The organism is Qipengyuania flava, assembly GCF_019448255.1.
Lineage (GTDB): Bacteria > Pseudomonadota > Alphaproteobacteria > Sphingomonadales > Sphingomonadaceae > Qipengyuania > Qipengyuania flava_A.
In genome coordinates, this window is sequence record NZ_CP080410.1 from 2,577,838 (window position 1) to 2,592,519 (window position 14,682).

18 protein-coding genes and 1 tRNA gene are annotated in these 14,682 nt (G+C 63.9%); 10 read left to right on the forward strand and 9 right to left on the reverse strand.

The features are described 5' to 3' along the window. Positions 1 to 83: 83 nt before the first annotated feature. Positions 84 to 1,247, forward strand: coding sequence for an N-acetyltransferase (locus KUV82_RS12760; RefSeq protein WP_219954626.1), 1,164 nt, complete (start codon positions 84 to 86; stop codon positions 1,245 to 1,247). A 127-nt stretch (positions 1,248 to 1,374) separates the two neighbouring features. Then, the gene (locus tag KUV82_RS12765; protein ID WP_219954627.1) at positions 1,375 to 1,806 is read left to right on the forward strand and encodes a response regulator; all 432 of its coding nucleotides are present in this window, start codon (positions 1,375 to 1,377) and stop codon (positions 1,804 to 1,806) included. Between the two features lie 221 nt (positions 1,807 to 2,027). On the opposite strand, the gene KUV82_RS12770 is transcribed toward KUV82_RS12765, so the two are convergent. Further along, on the reverse strand, positions 2,028 to 2,774 hold the full coding sequence (locus tag KUV82_RS12770) for a Crp/Fnr family transcriptional regulator (protein ID WP_219954628.1): 747 nt from the start codon (positions 2,772 to 2,774) through the stop codon (positions 2,028 to 2,030). 145 nt (positions 2,775 to 2,919) lie between these two features. On the opposite strand from KUV82_RS12770, the gene KUV82_RS12775 reads away from it, so the two are divergent. Next, positions 2,920 to 3,711: a response regulator gene (locus tag KUV82_RS12775; protein WP_219954629.1), complete on the forward strand. Its 792-nt coding sequence runs from the start codon at positions 2,920 to 2,922 to the stop codon at positions 3,709 to 3,711. A gap of 77 nt (positions 3,712 to 3,788) precedes the next feature. Here KUV82_RS12775 and KUV82_RS12780 read toward each other — a convergent pair whose 3' ends face one another. Further along, positions 3,789 to 5,390, reverse strand: a complete 1,602-nt coding sequence (locus KUV82_RS12780; RefSeq protein ID WP_219954630.1) for a CHASE domain-containing protein — start codon at positions 5,388 to 5,390, stop codon at positions 3,789 to 3,791. 260 nt (positions 5,391 to 5,650) lie between these two features. On the opposite strand from KUV82_RS12780, the gene KUV82_RS12785 reads away from it, so the two are divergent. From KUV82_RS12785 to KUV82_RS12795, 3 genes are read left to right on the forward strand one after another with little or no spacing between them, the layout of a single operon-like run. Continuing rightward, on the forward strand, positions 5,651 to 5,818 hold the full coding sequence (locus KUV82_RS12785) for a NepR family anti-sigma factor (protein WP_219954631.1): 168 nt from the start codon (positions 5,651 to 5,653) through the stop codon (positions 5,816 to 5,818). Further along, on the forward strand, positions 5,818 to 6,423 hold the full coding sequence (locus KUV82_RS12790; protein ID WP_219954632.1) for a sigma-70 family RNA polymerase sigma factor: 606 nt from the start codon (positions 5,818 to 5,820) through the stop codon (positions 6,421 to 6,423). Before KUV82_RS12785 ends, KUV82_RS12790 begins: the two co-directional genes overlap by 1 nt. Before the next feature lie 59 nt (positions 6,424 to 6,482). Beyond that, entirely contained in the window at positions 6,483 to 7,664 is a 1,182-nt protein-coding gene (locus tag KUV82_RS12795; protein WP_219954633.1) for an AI-2E family transporter, read from the forward strand. A gap of 56 nt (positions 7,665 to 7,720) precedes the next feature. Here KUV82_RS12795 and KUV82_RS12800 read toward each other — a convergent pair whose 3' ends face one another. Continuing rightward, positions 7,721 to 8,332, reverse strand: coding sequence for a superoxide dismutase (locus KUV82_RS12800; RefSeq protein ID WP_219954634.1), 612 nt, complete (start codon positions 8,330 to 8,332; stop codon positions 7,721 to 7,723). Between the two features lie 174 nt (positions 8,333 to 8,506). Between KUV82_RS12800 and glmM the strand changes: the two genes are divergently transcribed. From glmM to thiD, 3 genes are read left to right on the forward strand one after another with little or no spacing between them, the layout of a single operon-like run. Then, a complete protein-coding gene (glmM, locus tag KUV82_RS12805; RefSeq protein ID WP_219954635.1) occupies positions 8,507 to 9,844 on the forward strand; it encodes a phosphoglucosamine mutase in 1,338 nt (445 codons plus the stop codon). Next, complete coding sequence (locus KUV82_RS12810) at positions 9,844 to 10,071, forward strand: DUF1272 domain-containing protein (RefSeq protein ID WP_219954636.1); 228 nt, start codon at positions 9,844 to 9,846, stop codon at positions 10,069 to 10,071. Before glmM ends, KUV82_RS12810 begins: the two co-directional genes overlap by 1 nt. Continuing rightward, positions 10,068 to 10,895, forward strand: coding sequence for a bifunctional hydroxymethylpyrimidine kinase/phosphomethylpyrimidine kinase (thiD, locus tag KUV82_RS12815; RefSeq protein ID WP_219954637.1), 828 nt, complete (start codon positions 10,068 to 10,070; stop codon positions 10,893 to 10,895). Before KUV82_RS12810 ends, thiD begins: the two co-directional genes overlap by 4 nt. Here thiD and KUV82_RS12820 read toward each other — a convergent pair. Both KUV82_RS12820 and KUV82_RS12825 read right to left on the reverse strand, forming a co-directional pair. Next, a complete protein-coding gene (locus KUV82_RS12820; protein ID WP_219954638.1) occupies positions 10,892 to 11,782 on the reverse strand; it encodes an LOG family protein in 891 nt (296 codons plus the stop codon). The genes thiD and KUV82_RS12820 overlap by 4 nt on opposite strands. A gap of 55 nt (positions 11,783 to 11,837) precedes the next feature. Further along, a tRNA-Trp gene (locus KUV82_RS12825) sits at positions 11,838 to 11,913 on the reverse strand. Positions 11,914 to 11,999: 86 nt separating this feature from the next. Here KUV82_RS12825 and aat point away from each other — a divergent pair. Continuing rightward, positions 12,000 to 12,683: a leucyl/phenylalanyl-tRNA--protein transferase gene (gene aat, locus KUV82_RS12830; RefSeq protein WP_219954639.1), complete on the forward strand. Its 684-nt coding sequence runs from the start codon at positions 12,000 to 12,002 to the stop codon at positions 12,681 to 12,683. Here the strand turns inward: aat and KUV82_RS12835 are convergent. The 4 genes from KUV82_RS12835 to KUV82_RS12850 are packed head-to-tail and all read right to left on the reverse strand — an operon-like array spanning position 12,587 to position 14,652. Next, positions 12,587 to 13,123, reverse strand: coding sequence for a DUF2155 domain-containing protein (locus KUV82_RS12835; protein WP_219956330.1), 537 nt, complete (start codon positions 13,121 to 13,123; stop codon positions 12,587 to 12,589). The two genes, aat and KUV82_RS12835, sit on opposite strands and share 97 nt — an antisense overlap. Continuing rightward, a complete protein-coding gene (locus KUV82_RS12840) occupies positions 13,123 to 13,521 on the reverse strand; it encodes an NADH:ubiquinone oxidoreductase subunit NDUFA12 (protein ID WP_219954640.1) in 399 nt (132 codons plus the stop codon). The genes KUV82_RS12835 and KUV82_RS12840 overlap by 1 nt, the downstream gene beginning before the upstream one ends. A 49-nt stretch (positions 13,522 to 13,570) precedes the next feature. Next, on the reverse strand, positions 13,571 to 14,101 hold the full coding sequence (locus KUV82_RS12845; RefSeq protein ID WP_219954641.1) for a DUF192 domain-containing protein: 531 nt from the start codon (positions 14,099 to 14,101) through the stop codon (positions 13,571 to 13,573). Then, positions 14,068 to 14,652 carry a regulatory protein RecX gene (locus KUV82_RS12850; protein WP_219954642.1) on the reverse strand — a complete coding sequence of 195 codons (585 nt, stop codon included), beginning with the start codon at positions 14,650 to 14,652 and terminating at the stop codon, positions 14,068 to 14,070. The genes KUV82_RS12845 and KUV82_RS12850 overlap by 34 nt, the downstream gene beginning before the upstream one ends. Positions 14,653 to 14,682: the final 30 nt, after the last annotated feature.

Sequence of the window (14,682 nt, forward strand, 5' to 3'; positions counted from 1 at the left end):
AGTGATCGCGCTCGTGCGTTTCCTTGACAAAGATCAGCTAGCGCACACAGGGCTAATCCAAGCTGAACGAAGGTAACGCACGAATGTCCGATGCAAATGTGGTGATCGAAGCCATCGAAGACAAGAAGGGGCGCGCCGCGTTCGTCGACTGCGGCCGGGCCTTTGCCGCCCGCGAACCCCATTCCGTCCCGCAAATCCGTTCCGAGCTGATGGAGCTGATCAACCCCGCCAAGAACCCGTTCTTCGGCCACGCTTCGCACCAGCTGTTCCTTGCCAAGCGTGGCGGCCAGCCGGTGGGCCGCATCTCGGCCCATATCGACCATCTCGCGCTCGAACTGCCGCGTGAACAGGGCTTCGGCCCGGGCGCGGGCATGTTCGGCTATTTCGATGCCGAGGACGAGGCGGTCGCCCACGCACTACTCCGCAAGGCCGAAGAATGGCTGCGCAGCCAGGGCATGACGCGCTCGATCGGGCCGATTTCCATGTCGATCTGGGAAGAACCCGGCCTGCTTGTCAAAGGGCAGGATCACGCTCCGCTGATCATGATGGGCCACCACCCGGCAGTCTACCAGGAGTGGATCGAAAGCGCGGGCTACACGCGCGCAAAGACCCTGCTGACCTACGACCTAGACGTAACCTACGATTTCCCGCCGCTGATCCAGCGGATCGTGAAGTCGGGGGAGCGAAACGAGCGAATATCGGTGCGACAAGTCGACAAATCGCGGTGGGATGACGAAGTCGAAGTGATCCTGACAATCCTCAACGACGCCTGGTCGAACAATTGGGGCTTCGTGCCCTTCACGCCTGAGGAAATCGCCTACGCCGGCAAGAAGCTGAAGCCGGTGATCCACGAGGAGATCAACCTCATCGCGGAGCTCGACGGCAAGCCGGTGGCCTTCATGCTGACATTCCCCGATGTAAACGGGGTGCTTAGCCGCACGGGCGGCAAGCTGCTGCCTTTCGGCTGGTTCCACCTGCTTCGCTGGATGCGCAAGCCCATGCGCAGCGACATGCGGGTTCCGCTGATGGGCGTGCTGCGCGAACTGCACAACTCGCGCCTCGCCAGCCAGCTCGCCTTCATGATGATCAGCCAGATCCGCGCGACGGCAACGCGTCTCTACGATACCCAGCGGGCCGAGATCGGCTGGATCCTCGACGACAACCAGGGAATGAAGGCAATCGCCGACGCCATCGAGAGCGAGATCAACCGCGAATACGCGATCTACGAAAGGTCCCTCGACGCTTAGGCGCGCTGCACCTGTCGCCCGGGTGCAACAGGTGACGGTTTAAACGCGGCAGACGGGAACTTGCAGCCAAGCGCTTCCGTTAGCGATGCAGAAGCGGTGACTCACACCGCTGATCTCACGAGTATCGATGACGCAGCATCCCGCCACCACAGTACCCGCCGCATTGCCCAGCCACGTGCTCGTGGTCGAGGACGACGCTATCCTTGGCATGGCGCTCGAAGACGCGCTCAACGAGGCGGGAATCGCCAAGGTCGAACTTTCGGTGTCCACCGAGGACGCGCTGCGGCACCTGCGCGACGAGCGCCCGCAGGCGATCGTGCTGGATGTGCACCTCGCGGATCGGGATGACGGCTGGGCGATTGCCGAACTTGTCCGCACGCTTGGTCCGGACAGCCCGCGGATAATTTTCTCGACTGGCGCGCCCCAGGATATCCCTCCGCACGTCGCGGCCATGGGATGCATCCTGGAAAAGCCCTATTCGCCCGAGACGCTCGTCGACCTGCTGCGCCAGCCCAAGCGGCGCGGCATTATCTCGCGCCTTCGCGGCCGACTCCGCTAAACACCTGATCCCGGCCTGTCCGTGCGACCATTGTCGCTAGCGGCCACCGTCGCTGGGCAAGAAAAAAGGCCTCCGTTGCTGAACAACGGAGGCCTTTCGGGATCGTATCACCAGCCGCTTGGACGGGAGGGGGGGTCTCGGCGGTGACATAGACAATACGCGCCGCCAGAAAGGGGGTTCCCCGGGTGAGGTACTTTTTTCAAAATTTTTGAAAAAGCATTCTAAATGAAGGGCCTACAAGCCTCTTTGTCGCGATCATATTGCGCGTACTCAGCGGCAGCGTCGAGATTGGGCACGCGAATCTCCCGCGACTTCCACTCGACCAAGCCTTCACGCTGAAGCTGCCTGATCGTGCGATTGGTGTGGACCAGGGAAAGTCCCAGCATATCGGCGATCTGGGCTTGGGTAATCGGCAGGGCGACCGATTGTTCTTCACCGGCAATGCAGGTCGATTGCGCCCTCGCGAGCAGCCACACAGCCAGATAGGTGACCCGTTCACGCGCGCTGCGCTGGCCGAGCGAGACGATGTGTCCCTCGAGCGCGGTTTCCTCCTTGGCAGCCAGCCAGGTGATATCGTAGCCAAGGTTGGGATGTTCGGTTATCAGCTGCGCGAAGTCTCTGCGCCTGAACCGGCAGAGGCGCGCATCCACCAGCGCCTCGATCGAATGGCTGGAAGGCTCGTCGAAAGCGCTCTGCAAGCCGACAAGATCGCCGGGAAACATGAAGTTCACGATCTGGCGGCGCCCATCGTCGAGCGAGCGCGAACGGATCAGGACGCCGTCGAGCACGGTGTAGAGCCGCGTATGATCGGCCCCTTCTTCAATCAGCGTTTCGCCGCGCTCGAGCAGGACTTCCCCATCTTTGAATTCCTGCATGAACTCGAGCTGGTGCGGCTCGAGTTCGCGTAGGCCCGGACACGCCTGAAGCGGGCACTGGGGACAGGCAACCGGGTTGGGAACCTCGTGCATGGCAGGCCTCGATCTCCGTCAGAATTTCCAGCGGTTCGATGCGCCCAATGCCCCTGCCTTGTCAAACGCTCGCTTGCCGACCATCTGGCTGGAACCTAAGCCGCAACGAGGCGTTAGAAGCGCGCACCTTAAGGAAGGGGTCTTAATGTCACTTGGTGATCAAATTGCACGCAACCTGCCCTATCTGCGCCGCTATGCGCGCGCGCTAACCGGTTCGCAGGCTACGGGCGATGCGTTCGTTCGCGCCACACTCGAAGCGGCCCTTGCGGACGCAGAGCTCAAGCAATCGCTCGAAGGCGGCCGCGTCCCGCTCTACCGCGCGTTCAACAAAGTCTGGTCGAGCGCCTATCTCGATGTTCCCGAAACGGTTGGCGGTGACGGTCACGAAGGCGCCGCGCAGGAACGGCTGAAGTCGGTAACTCCGCTGAACCGTCAGGCGCTGCTGCTGACGACCCTGGAAGATTTCTCGCCTGACCAGGCGGCCGAAATCATGGATGTCAGCGCCGAGGATATCGAGCGCCTGGCGCAGGAAGCGGTGAGCGAGATCGATCGCGAATCCGCCACCAGCGTCCTCATTATCGAAGACGAGCCGCTGATCTCGATGCAGCTTGAAGACCTCGTGACCTCCCTCGGCCACGAAGTGTGCGGCACCGCCGCAACGCGGACCCAGGCGCAGGAAGTGGTTGCGGAAAAGACCCCCGGTCTTGTCCTTGCCGATATCCAGCTGGCCGATGGCTCCTCCGGCCTCGACGCGGTCGACGATATCCTGGCGATCAGCAGCGTCCCCGTCATTTTCATTACGGCCTATCCCGAGCGCCTCCTGACCGGCGACCGTCCTGAGCCGACCTATCTGGTCACCAAGCCGTTCCAGGAACAGACTGTGCGGGCAGCGATCAGCCAGGCGCTGTTCTTCGGGTCGAGCCGCCCGCTCGGCTAACCGGCTTCATCCCGCAAACAAGACGGCCCGGCACCCACGGTGTCTGGCCTTCTTTTTTGCCTGCCATCTTCTTGGGGTCAGTGGCCCCGCGCGCCCGGCCCTTTTTGCCGGAGCTCGAACTCGCTCGGCTTGCGGATCGGCACGAGCAAAGTGCAGCGCACTCCGTCGGCGCAGAAGTCGAGTTCGACCGGATGGCGCAGCTCGTGCGCCACGATCTTCTCGATCAGGTCGACGCCGAAGCCCCTGCGGGTCGGCGGGACGACTTCAGGGCCGTTGCTTTCGACCCATTCGATCCTCGCCAGCGCATCGCTTACCTGGCTCCATTGGACCGATACGCTCCCGCCCTCGACACTTAGCGAGCCGTACTTCGCTGCATTGGTGGCCAGCTCGTGCAGGGCGAGGCCAAGCGACAAGGCATCGTTGGGCGCGAGCTCGGTGTGCGGTCCCGACAACTCCAGCCGGTGGTCTTCGGCCCGTGCGTAGGGCGCCAATTCCACCTCCACCACCGACCGGATGGGAGTCGTGCCCCATTCGGACTGGGTCAGAAGGTCATGCGTGGCTGACAGCGCGCGGATACGGCCGTCGAGCCCGGTCGCAAACTCATCGAGATTGCCGGCCCGTCGGCGCGTGAGCGACACGATGGAAAGGACGTTGGCCAGCGTGTTCTTGACCCGGTGGTTGAGCTCCCGCGTCAGCGAATTGCGGATGGAGTTCTGTTCCTCGAACCAGTCGATCGCCCGGCGGTCTTCAAGCGTCTGCTGCGTCAGCAAGCGCGAAACCAGCATCAGCAGGCTCGCCACGGCCAGTCCGAACAAAAGCGTTACCATCGACATGGTGGAGAGGCCGGCGTCCCGTGCCGATTGTACCTCCAGCATCATGCGACGGTTTGCGAGGCTGATTTCACGGCTGATCACGGGGCGGCCGTCGACCCATGATTCGCTCGCAGCCACGCTGGTTGGTTCGTCGTCCTCGATGTCGAGCAGGCGCGCACCCACGCTCTCGTAACTGACCAGCTCGGAAGCGGATTCGAGAAATTGCGCGGTGTTGAACGGGCTGTAGATAAAGCCCTTGAGCTCGCGCGCGCTGGTCAGGCCTTCGTAGACAGGCATGTAGATAAGGAAGCCCACGGCATCGCCGCCGCCTTCCTGCACCAGCACGACCGGGCCGCTGGCCGTCGGCCGATCGTTCGCCGCCGCCGTGTCCATCGCATCACGTCGGACAGGTTCGGAATACATGTCGTAGCCCAGCGCCCTCCGGTTGCGGACCGTGTCCGGCTGGAGGAACAGGATCGGCGTCAGCATATCGCGCGGCGCGCCCTCGATTGCAGGCACCACGCGTTTTGGGTTCATGCGGTTGGCGCTCAGGCGCTCTTCGAACGTTGGCAGGTCACCGGCACCGATCACCGGAGCCCACCCAATTCCCTCTGCGCCGCGATAATCGGCATCGAGCCGGAGCTCCGACACGAACCGGCGAAAGAGGGAGGCGGTGATCTCCTCCTGGGTGGCCAGCAAGGCGGCGCCCGCCCGCAGATAGGCGGAGCTCGTATAAGCGCGCCGTTCGATGGCAGAGCTCATGGCGTTCGCCTTGCGCGCGACATCGGCCGCATCGCGCTGGTCCTCTCCCCGCTCTATCGCAAACACGCTCAGCGCCGTTATCGCCATGATCAATAAGAAGATCATGACCGGAATTGCGCGCGGGTAGTCGATCAGCCAACGCCTCCTGCGACCCTTGCGTTGTAGATCTTCGCTAACCAGCGGACCTGTCCCCGTGCATCATTCCGATGCTATTCTATGCGGCGAGCGCTGTTTGGTTCCTCATTTCCGGCTATGGGAACTCCCAGAGGCGTGGTGCGTTGTGCGAAGCACATCTGGGATACATAGCGCTGTCTGCATCCATCACCTGCCGGCAGCGCGCAATACGGGATTGATCCTTTTTCACCATGACGACCGAAACGTCGAAAACACCGTCCGGCAAACCCGCCAAGGGTGAGCAGGGCAAGGACCCTGATTGGGCAAACGGCCTCAAGCGGCTCTACGATTCCGTCGTGGAAGAGCCGCTGCCGGACAGCTTTCAGGACCTCCTCGATCAGCTGGACGCCAAAGACTGATGGCTGGCGAGAAGCGGACGGCTTCCGAAAAAGCCGATTTCAAGCGCGAACTGACTGAAGTGGTGCCGCACCTGCGCGCCTTTGCACGCGGTTTGTGCGGGCGCGCCGACATGGCGGACGACCTGGTGCAGGAAACCCTGCTCAAGGCCTGGGCCGCGCAGGAACGATTCCAGCCGGGCACCAGCATGCGCGCATGGACCTTCGTCATCCTGCGCAACGCCTATCTCACCGACATGCGGCGCAACCGCTTCCGCGGCGAGTATGACGAGACTGTTGCCGAACGCGTGCTGACGGCTCCGGCCGGCCAGGAGGAACCAATCCACCTGTCCGACATGCACCGGGCCCTCCTCACCCTTCCGCCCGAGCGGCGCGAGGCGCTGTTGTTGGTTGGTGCAGGCGGGTTCTCTTACGAAGAGGCCGCCACGATCTGCGATTGCGCGGTGGGCACGATCAAGAGCCGCGTGGGCCGCGCCCGTGCAGCGCTCAACGCCATGCTTGCGGAAGGCAATATCCCCAAGCGCTCGATCGACGACGATGCCGCGCATCGTGCCATCCTGGAAGAGCTGGATGATGTCGCGGCAGGACAAGGTGCCAGCCGCGCGTAGGAATTCTTTGCGCGCGCAGCGCTTGTCAGGATTCCCCGCTCTTGGCAGATAGGCGGGCAATGAGCGACAGCGAGCCATCCGCACAGAGCCCTGAAGCCCCGGCGCCCACCCGCCGGTCGCGCAGGCTTGCCTTTGCCGAGCAAGAGCTGCGGCTGATTTCCTCGCTGGTGCTCCTCATCGGGCTCGGGCTTTTCCTCGCCCTGCCCTTCGTACTCTCGATCGGGTCGGTCGTCTTCCTGCCCGTGGTCACCGCCATCGTGCTGACCGTCATCCTCTCGCCCCTGGCCGACAAGCTCAACGGCTGGGGCCTACCCAACGCGATCGCCTCTATCACCGCGCTGCTGTTCTTCTTCGCGATCTTGCTGCTGGCTCTCGCCTTGATCCTCCAGCCGGCTATCGCATTGTTCGACGATGTGCCCGACATGGCGCGCGGGGTGATGAACCGGTTCAGCGAGCTACGCGAACAGTTCGCCTGGATCGCCACAATCAACGAACAGCTTGCCGCCCTGATGAGCGACGAGGGTACGCGCGAAGTGGTGCTGGCCGCTCCGAGTCTGCTGGAACAGGTTGCTTTCGCCACGCCAAGCCTGGTGCTGGAAACCATCCTCACCCTGCTCATGGCCTATTTCATGATCGAAGCGCGCGTGCGCCTTCGGCAGCGCCTGCTGTTCGGGCGGGCGAGCTTCGGCAGCAGCATCAAGGCTGCGCGGGTTATCCGCGAAGTGCAGGACCGGGTGGCCGCATACATCATCACCGTGGGATCGATTAACGCACTGGTCGGTGTCGTGGTCGCGCTGGGTGCCTGGGCGCTCGGCGTGGACGCGCCGATCATGTGGGGCGGCCTTGCCGCGCTGCTGAACTTCCTGCCCTATGTAGGCCCCGTGCTTATGATCGCCCTGCTGGGCCTGTTCGGGATCGGCACGGCCGACACGATCGTGCTCGGCCTTGTACCGGCGATTGCCTATCTCGTGCTGCACACGATCGAGGCCAATCTCATCACGCCGCAGATCCTGGGCGCCCGCTTCACCATGAACCCGGTGATGATCCTGATCGCCCTGTCCTATTTCACTTGGATCTGGGGCTTCTTCGGCGCGCTGCTTTCGGTCCCCATCCTGCTGATGCTGACCGCCCTGTTCGACCACATAGGACGGCCAAACCTCGTCGGGTTCATCTTCGGGGAGCCGCTGTTTGCGGGCAATCTGTTCGACGAGCAGGAGCAGCCAGAGGCCCTGCCCAAATAGAAAACCCGCCGCCATCGCTGGCAGCGGGTCTCCTGACATTCACCGAAGTGAACGGCTTAGGCGGGGTACTGCCAGGTCGTGCCGCGCGCGAGGTTGTCGCTCGCAAAGCTCCAGTTGAGCTTGCCATTGACGGCATCGAGATAGGCCGGACGCGCGTTCTGGTGGTCGAGGTAGTAGGCGTGCTCCCACAGGTCGATCACGAGGAGCGGGTTCACCCCGTCCTGGTCGGCCAGCGTGTCGCCATCATGCGTTTCCTCGATCGAGAGCTTGCCGTCCTTGACCGCAAGCCAGACCCAGCCGCTGGCGAAGTGGCCGGCGCCGCGCTCAGCCAGCTTTTCCTTCAGGCCGTCGACCGAGCCGAAGGCTTCGTCGATCATGCTCTTCAACTCGTCCGAGGCAGCGGTTTCCTCAGCCGCCATCGAGTGCCAGTAGAAACCGTGGTTCCAGCTCTGGGCCGAGTTGTTGAACAGGCCCTGGTTGCTGCCGCGCGCGGCTGCGATCACGTCTTCCAGGCTCTTGTCCGCAAGGTCGCCGCCTTCGATCGCCGCGTTGGTCTTGTCGATATAGGCCTTGTGGTGCTTGCCGTGGTGGAACGACAGCGTCTTGGCCGACACGGCCGGTTCCAGCGCGGTGTCGTCGTAAGGCAGGTCGATCAGCTCAAAAGCCATGGATAATCCCCTCTTGGGTTGGTGTGAAAGAATCTCGTCTGTGCATCCCTAACGCCCATTCCGGCGCGTGGTTGCACATAGCGGCGATATTGTCTGCGAAAAGGGGCACGCGGTCTTTTATTCGCCCGCCAACCGCGCCATGGGGTGGGTAAGCAATCAGGAGACGCCCGCATTATGGCTCGCAAGTTCTTCGGCACCGACGGCATTCGCGGCCGCACGAACGAAGGCGTGATGACCGCCGCCACCGCCATGCGGGTCGGCCAGGCGGCCGGGACGCACTTCCTGCGCGGCGGCCACCGGCACCGGGTGGTGATCGGCAAGGACACGCGCCTGTCGGGCTACATGATGGAAAGCGCGCTGGTCGCAGGCTTTACCAGCGTGGGCATGGACGTCATCATGACCGGCCCGCTGCCGACACCGGCGATTGCCCTCCTCACCCGCGAGATGCGCGCCGATCTCGGCGTGATGATTTCCGCCAGCCACAACCCGTTCGAGGATAACGGCATCAAGCTGTTCGGACCCGACGGCTACAAGCTGTCCGACGAAGCCGAAGCCTCGATCGAGCGCCTGCTTGAACAGGAACCGCTGCTGGTCCAGCCCGAACGCATCGGCCGCGCGCGCCGGATCGAGGACGCCCGCGGGCGCTACATCCACGCGGTCAAGCAATCGGTGGCGGCCGATATCCGTTTCGACGGATTGAAGGTGGTGGTCGATTGCGCCAACGGTGCGGCCTACCAGGTCGCCCCCAGCGCGATCTGGGAATTGGGCGCGGAAGTGATCGCCATGGGCGTTTCGCCCAATGGCACCAACATCAACAAGGATGTCGGCTCGACCTCCCTCGATGCGATCAAGGCGCGCGTGGTCAAGGAAGGTGCCGATATCGGCATCGCATTGGACGGGGATGCGGACCGGCTCATCGTGATCGACGAGAAAGGCGAGACGGTCGATGGCGACCAGATCATGGGTCTCATTGCCAGCCGCCTGAAAGCCCGCGGCGATCTGAAGGGCGACGGTGTGGTCGCCACGGTCATGTCGAACCTCGGCCTTGAACGCTACCTGCAGGGCATCGGCCTAACGCTCGAACGCACCAAGGTCGGCGATCGCTATGTGCTGGAACGCATGAAGGAAGGCGGCTTCAACGTGGGCGGCGAACAGTCGGGTCACATGATCCTGACCGACCATGGTACAACTGGCGACGGCACGGTGGCGGCGCTGCGCGTGCTTGCCAGCCTGGTGCGCTCGGGCAAGCCAGCGAGCGAGCTGCTGCATGTCTTCGATCCCGTCCCCCAGCTGCTCAAGAACGTGCGCTATTCCGGAGGCGCCCCGCTGGAAAACGAGACAGTGAAATCTGTCATCGCCGAGGCGGAGAAGGAGCTAGAAGGCAAAGGCCGCCTCGTCATCCGCCCATCGGGTACCGAGCCGGTGATACGCGTCATGGCCGAAGGCGACGACGCGCAGCAGGTGGAAACGGTCGTTGACCGGATCTGCGACGCGGTAAAGGCGGCCGCCTGATGGCCTTGGACATGCGCCCCGATTGCGAGCGCTGCGGCACCGACTTGCCGGCCGAGAACACCGGCGCCTTCATCTGCAGCTTCGAATGCACTTTCTGCGCCGAATGCGCCGATGCGCTGGACGACATCTGCCCCAATTGCGGCGGCGAGCTGATGGACCGCCCGACGCGGGCAACGAAGCTGCACGAAAAATTCCCGCCCAGCACCGAGCGCAAGTTCAAGGGATGAGCGAGGCGACGCCCCCTCCCCCGCGCATCCTGTCCATCGCCGGGTCCGACAGTTCGGGCGGGGCCGGTATCCAGGCGGACATCAAGACGATCACCATGCTGGGCGGCTATGCCATGACGGCGATCACCGCTGTCACAGCCCAGAACACGCGCGGCGTCCAGGGCGTCGAGGCGCTGCCACCGCAATTCGTGCTCGACCAGGTGGAAAGCTGCCTATCCGACATCGGCGCCGACGCGATCAAGATCGGCATGCTCGGCTCCAGCGAGACGGCACGGCTCCTGGCCGAGCGGCTCGACAGCTTTGCCGGCCCGATCGTCTTCGATCCGGTCATGGTCGCGACCAGCGGTTCCGCCCTCGCCGATAGTGAGACCATCGCCGGGTTCGCAGCGCTGATGGATATCGCCACGGTGGTGACGCCGAACCTTCCCGAACTGGAGGCGCTGACCGGTCGCAGCGGACTTGCCGAAGAAGACGTGTTCGATGCGGCAAAACAGCTCGCCGACACCCATGGCGCGCAGATTCTGGCGAAAGGCGGGCACGCTGAGGGCGATGATCAGGTGATCGACCGGATCGTTTCACCCACCGGCAAGCTGGCCAGCTTCGCCCATGCCCGGATCGACACGCGGCACACGCATGGGACCGGCTGCACCCTGTCGGCAGCGCTGGCGACCATGCTCGGCTACCGCCAGCCCACCACCAACGCGATCCGGATTGCCCGCGCGTTCACCTATGCCGCGATCGAGAACGCTCCAGGCTTCGGCGAAGGCTCCGGCCCGCTAGGCCACCAGGCCGTCCGCAAGCTGGAGCCTCCCGAAGAGGACTAGCAGCCCAGATCGTAGAAATCGCAAAGGTACTCCCACGCCTCGTCCGCGGTTTCGCACCAGCGGAACAGGTCGAGATCCTTCTTCGAGATCGTGCCTTCTTCGGCGATCGCTTCGAAATCGACGACACGCGTCCAGAAATCCTTGCCGAAAAGCAGGATCGGGATCGGTTTCATCTTGCCGGTCTGGATCAGTGTGAGCAGTTCGAAGAATTCATCGAACGTGCCGAACCCGCCCGGGAACACTGCCACGGCCCGTGCGCGCAGCAGGAAGTGCATCTTGCGCAGCGCGAAATAGTGGAAGTTGAGCGACAGATAGGGCGTCACATACTGGTTGGGCGCCTGCTCGTGCGGCAAGATAATGTTGAGGCCGATGCTTTCGCCCCCCGCCTCGCTGGCGCCGCGGTTGGCCGCTTCCATGATCGACGGGCCGCCGCCAGAGCAGACGACGAACTGGCGCTTACCGTTCTGGATGATCGACTTTTCGGTCGCCATCTTCGCAAGCTTCATCGCCTCGGTGTAATACTTGCTCTTGGCGACCAGGCTCTCGACCACCTTGCGCTCGTCCTCGGGCAGGTCCTTGGCGCCTTCCAGCGCGGTCTCGGCCGCTTCGGGCGGAGGAATGCGGGCGCTGCCGTACATCACCAGCGTGGAGCCCACGCCGGCCTCGTCGAGCACCATTTCGGGCTTCAGCAGCTCCAGCTGGAAGCGCACCGGGCGCAGTTCCTCGCGCAACAGGAAATCCTTATCCTGGAACGCGAGCTTGTAAGAGGGATGCGCCGTCTGCGGGGTGTGAACCTCCAGACCCTTCTTTTCGAACTGGGCCTCTTGCTGGGCGGCGTAAAATTTGCGGTCCTGAATACCGCGACGTTGCTTTTCTTCTTCTGTCATTTGGCGCGCGATAGGCCGCGCGTGCGTCAGCGACAAGTCATCGAAGAAAAGGAAATGGCAGGGGTGACAGGATTCGAACCCGTGGCCCTCGGTTTTGGAGACCGATGCTCTACCAGCTGAGCTACACCCCTGCAGGAGCCGCGCGCACTAGTATGAAGGCACGCGCTTGGCAAGGCGATATCGCTGGCGCGCGCAAACTGTTATTGCCCTGCGCATCATGCACGCCCCCGTTCCGCCACGGATTCCCGTCGAACTGCTGTTGCGCGCCTACAAGGGCGGCGTGTTCCCCATGGCCGACCACCGCAGCGACCCCGAAGTCTACTGGGTCGAACCGCGCGAGAGGGCGATCATTCCGCTCGATTCGTTTCGCGTGTCGAAAAGCCTCAAGAAGGTTCTGCGCCAGGATCGCTTCCGCGTGACCTGCAACGCCGATTTCGCCGGGGTCATCGCCGAATGCGCCGCCCCGCGCGAAGAGCACGCGGAAAGCTGGATCAGCCACCGCATCGAGGCGAGCTACAACAACCTCCACAGCGCCGGGCACGCCCATTCGATCGAATGCTGGGAAGGGAGCGAGCTTGTCGGCGGACTCTACGGCGTTTCCTTCAACCGCGTGTTTTGCGGCGAGAGCATGTTCAGCCGGCGCACCAACGCCAGCAAGGTGGCACTGTCCTGGCTGGTCGCGGCGATGCGCGAGGCGGGCTATGCCCTGCTTGACTGCCAGTTCATGACCGAACACCTGGCGACGATGGGCGCGGCGGCCCTGCCGCAGGCGCGCTATCTTGAACTGGTGGCAATGGCCGGCGGTTACCCGTCGGCGTCGCTGCCCGACACGGTTGCGCGGTTCGGTGCGTCTTCTTCGCCCGGGAAGCTCATTGCGCAGTCCTTGACCCAGACATCGTAGATCGGGTGCTCGACAACGTTGAGGCTGGGCGAATTCTTGAACAGCCAGCCGGAGAAGACCTTGAGGAAATTGTCCTCGCTCCCGCGCTCGCGCACCAGCAGCTGGACAAAGGCGCCGGTCTCGGCCGGCATTTCCCACGGCGCGGTGCGTTCGCAGGCCTGAAGCCGGACGATCACGTCACCGATGCGCTGCTGCTCGCCGGGACGCAGCTCCAGGTCCTGGCTCACATTGTTTCGCTTGTTGAGCAGGCCGAGCGTTGCGACACGCTCTTCCATCGGTGTGCCGATGCCCGCCTCGGCCGCGGGCTGCACGGGCATTTCGCCCTGCTGGAGATCGTCAGGGATCGCGGTCTCGACCGCCGGGGCCGGCTCGCCCCCCTCGTCGCCGCAGGCTGCAAGAAGCAGCGCGGCCGTGCCTAGGGCAAGCGCCCCGCGCACCATCACGCCTCGGGCGACCAGGCTTCGTAATCGCCCACGGCGCGCGCGCGCTTGCCGCCGCGTTCGAGGGCGCCGGCCGGACGGTAGGCTTCCGCCGTGCCGGTTGCGTTGGGCGTGAAATCGGCTTCCCAGATACGGGCCGGCGGAAGGTGGCTTTCGGGAACGTCGTCGAACGCCCCGTGCAGCCAGCCGTGCCATTCGCTCGGCACGCGGCTCGCATCGTTGGCGCCGTCGTAGATCACCCAGCGGCGTTCGCGGCCATCGCCGGTCTTCTTCTTGGAACGGTAGTACTTGTTGCCCTGCGCGTCGGTGCCGACGTGCTCGCCATTGCGCGAGGACCACAGGAGCGTGCCGATCGTGGCGCCGTCCCACCAGGTGAAGATCTTAGCGAGGAAGTTCATGGCCGCGCGGTTAGCGGATTCGCGCGCGCGGGCCAAGAGCGAACGACACTTACCATTCCACCCTGTCACCCGGCTCGATGCCGAGCTCGGCCGCGCGGCCGCCGCGCAGCTCCAGGACGCCCAGCACCGGACCGACGGAATAGACCGAATCGAGCGAATAGGGCGTGGTCATGGCGGCGATATTGCTGATCGTGCGGTCCGGGCCGATGAAGATGATATCAAGCGGCAGCGGCGTGTTCTTCATCCAGAAGCTTTGCGCGGTCGTGCCATCGTAGGGGAAGATCATCCCCTCGAAATCGCCGAGTTCGGTGCGGAACATCAGGCCGCGCGCCTGCGCTTCGCGGGTATCGGCCAGTTCGACACGGAAGCCGATTCGTTCCTCATCCGTGATGACCCGCAGGGGCACGATCGCCAGGCCGGAGACCGGATGGACGTCGGGCGCGGCCTGTTCCGTGATGGTGATCGGCTGGTCGTTGGACGATTCGGCCTGCGATTGCGGGGAACAGGCCACCAGCGCGACCAGGGCGGATAGCGCGCCCAGCCCCCTTATGGCGTTTCGTCCTGCGCTTCTGCGACCCATTCTTCCAACTCCTCGACACTGCGCGCCTCGATCGCGCGCCTCGCGTGTTCGAAACCATGGCCCGCCCGCAGCATCGCGGCAAGCCGCTTTTCAGCAAGCTTGCGCGCTTCTTCCGGCCCGAGGTCGGAGGGCCGCGCGTAGGGGCCGAAGCCGCGCTTTCGGGCCATCGTCTGCGCGGCGAGCCGCTTCTTCGCCTCATCGGGCGCGAGGGCCTGGCGCACATCCTCGCCTATACCGGCGGCTCTCAGGGTCTGCTCAACCCGGCGCGCACCATAGCCCCGGGCGGCCAATCCTTCCGCCTTCGCGCGGCCAAAGGCCTCGTCATCGACATAGCCCTTGTCGACGAATTTCGAGATCAGGGCATCGAGGTCCGGCCCCTCTTCCCCTTCGAAACCGCGTTCGCGCAGCTTGCGCTGGAGATAGGCTCTCAGCTTGCCTGCGCTTGTTGCAAAACGCGCGACATACGCTACGGCGAGCTCCTCGAGACGCGCGCTATCGAGGGGTTTTGCCCGGCGGCGTGCGCGGCCGAATGTTGCGCGTTCATCATCCATCGGCCATATTCCTGCCACAGTCCTTTAAGA

What these genes read in the sequence shown, in the direction of transcription:
- KUV82_RS12760 (WP_219954626.1), top strand. Translation starts at nt 84, where the DNA reads ATGTCCGATGCAAATGTGGTGATCGAAGCCATCGAAGACAAGAAGGGG.
- KUV82_RS12765 (WP_219954627.1), top strand. Translation starts at nt 1,375, where the DNA reads ATGACGCAGCATCCCGCCACCACAGTACCCGCCGCATTGCCCAGCCAC.
- KUV82_RS12770 (WP_219954628.1), bottom strand. Translation starts at nt 2,774, where the DNA reads ATGCACGAGGTTCCCAACCCGGTTGCCTGTCCCCAGTGCCCGCTTCAG.
- KUV82_RS12775 (WP_219954629.1), top strand. Translation starts at nt 2,920, where the DNA reads ATGTCACTTGGTGATCAAATTGCACGCAACCTGCCCTATCTGCGCCGC.
- KUV82_RS12780 (WP_219954630.1), bottom strand. Translation starts at nt 5,390, where the DNA reads ATGATCTTCTTATTGATCATGGCGATAACGGCGCTGAGCGTGTTTGCG.
- KUV82_RS12785 (WP_219954631.1), top strand. Translation starts at nt 5,651, where the DNA reads ATGACGACCGAAACGTCGAAAACACCGTCCGGCAAACCCGCCAAGGGT.
- KUV82_RS12790 (WP_219954632.1), top strand. Translation starts at nt 5,818, where the DNA reads ATGGCTGGCGAGAAGCGGACGGCTTCCGAAAAAGCCGATTTCAAGCGC.
- KUV82_RS12795 (WP_219954633.1), top strand. Translation starts at nt 6,483, where the DNA reads ATGAGCGACAGCGAGCCATCCGCACAGAGCCCTGAAGCCCCGGCGCCC.
- KUV82_RS12800 (WP_219954634.1), bottom strand. Translation starts at nt 8,332, where the DNA reads ATGGCTTTTGAGCTGATCGACCTGCCTTACGACGACACCGCGCTGGAA.
- glmM (WP_219954635.1), top strand. Translation starts at nt 8,507, where the DNA reads ATGGCTCGCAAGTTCTTCGGCACCGACGGCATTCGCGGCCGCACGAAC.
- KUV82_RS12810 (WP_219954636.1), top strand. Translation starts at nt 9,844, where the DNA reads ATGGCCTTGGACATGCGCCCCGATTGCGAGCGCTGCGGCACCGACTTG.
- thiD (WP_219954637.1), top strand. Translation starts at nt 10,068, where the DNA reads ATGAGCGAGGCGACGCCCCCTCCCCCGCGCATCCTGTCCATCGCCGGG.
- KUV82_RS12820 (WP_219954638.1), bottom strand. Translation starts at nt 11,782, where the DNA reads ATGACAGAAGAAGAAAAGCAACGTCGCGGTATTCAGGACCGCAAATTT.
- aat (WP_219954639.1), top strand. Translation starts at nt 12,000, where the DNA reads ATGCACGCCCCCGTTCCGCCACGGATTCCCGTCGAACTGCTGTTGCGC.
- KUV82_RS12835 (WP_219956330.1), bottom strand. Translation starts at nt 13,123, where the DNA reads ATGGTGCGCGGGGCGCTTGCCCTAGGCACGGCCGCGCTGCTTCTTGCA.
- KUV82_RS12840 (WP_219954640.1), bottom strand. Translation starts at nt 13,521, where the DNA reads ATGAACTTCCTCGCTAAGATCTTCACCTGGTGGGACGGCGCCACGATC.
- KUV82_RS12845 (WP_219954641.1), bottom strand. Translation starts at nt 14,101, where the DNA reads ATGGGTCGCAGAAGCGCAGGACGAAACGCCATAAGGGGGCTGGGCGCG.
- KUV82_RS12850 (WP_219954642.1), bottom strand. Translation starts at nt 14,652, where the DNA reads ATGGATGATGAACGCGCAACATTCGGCCGCGCACGCCGCCGGGCAAAA.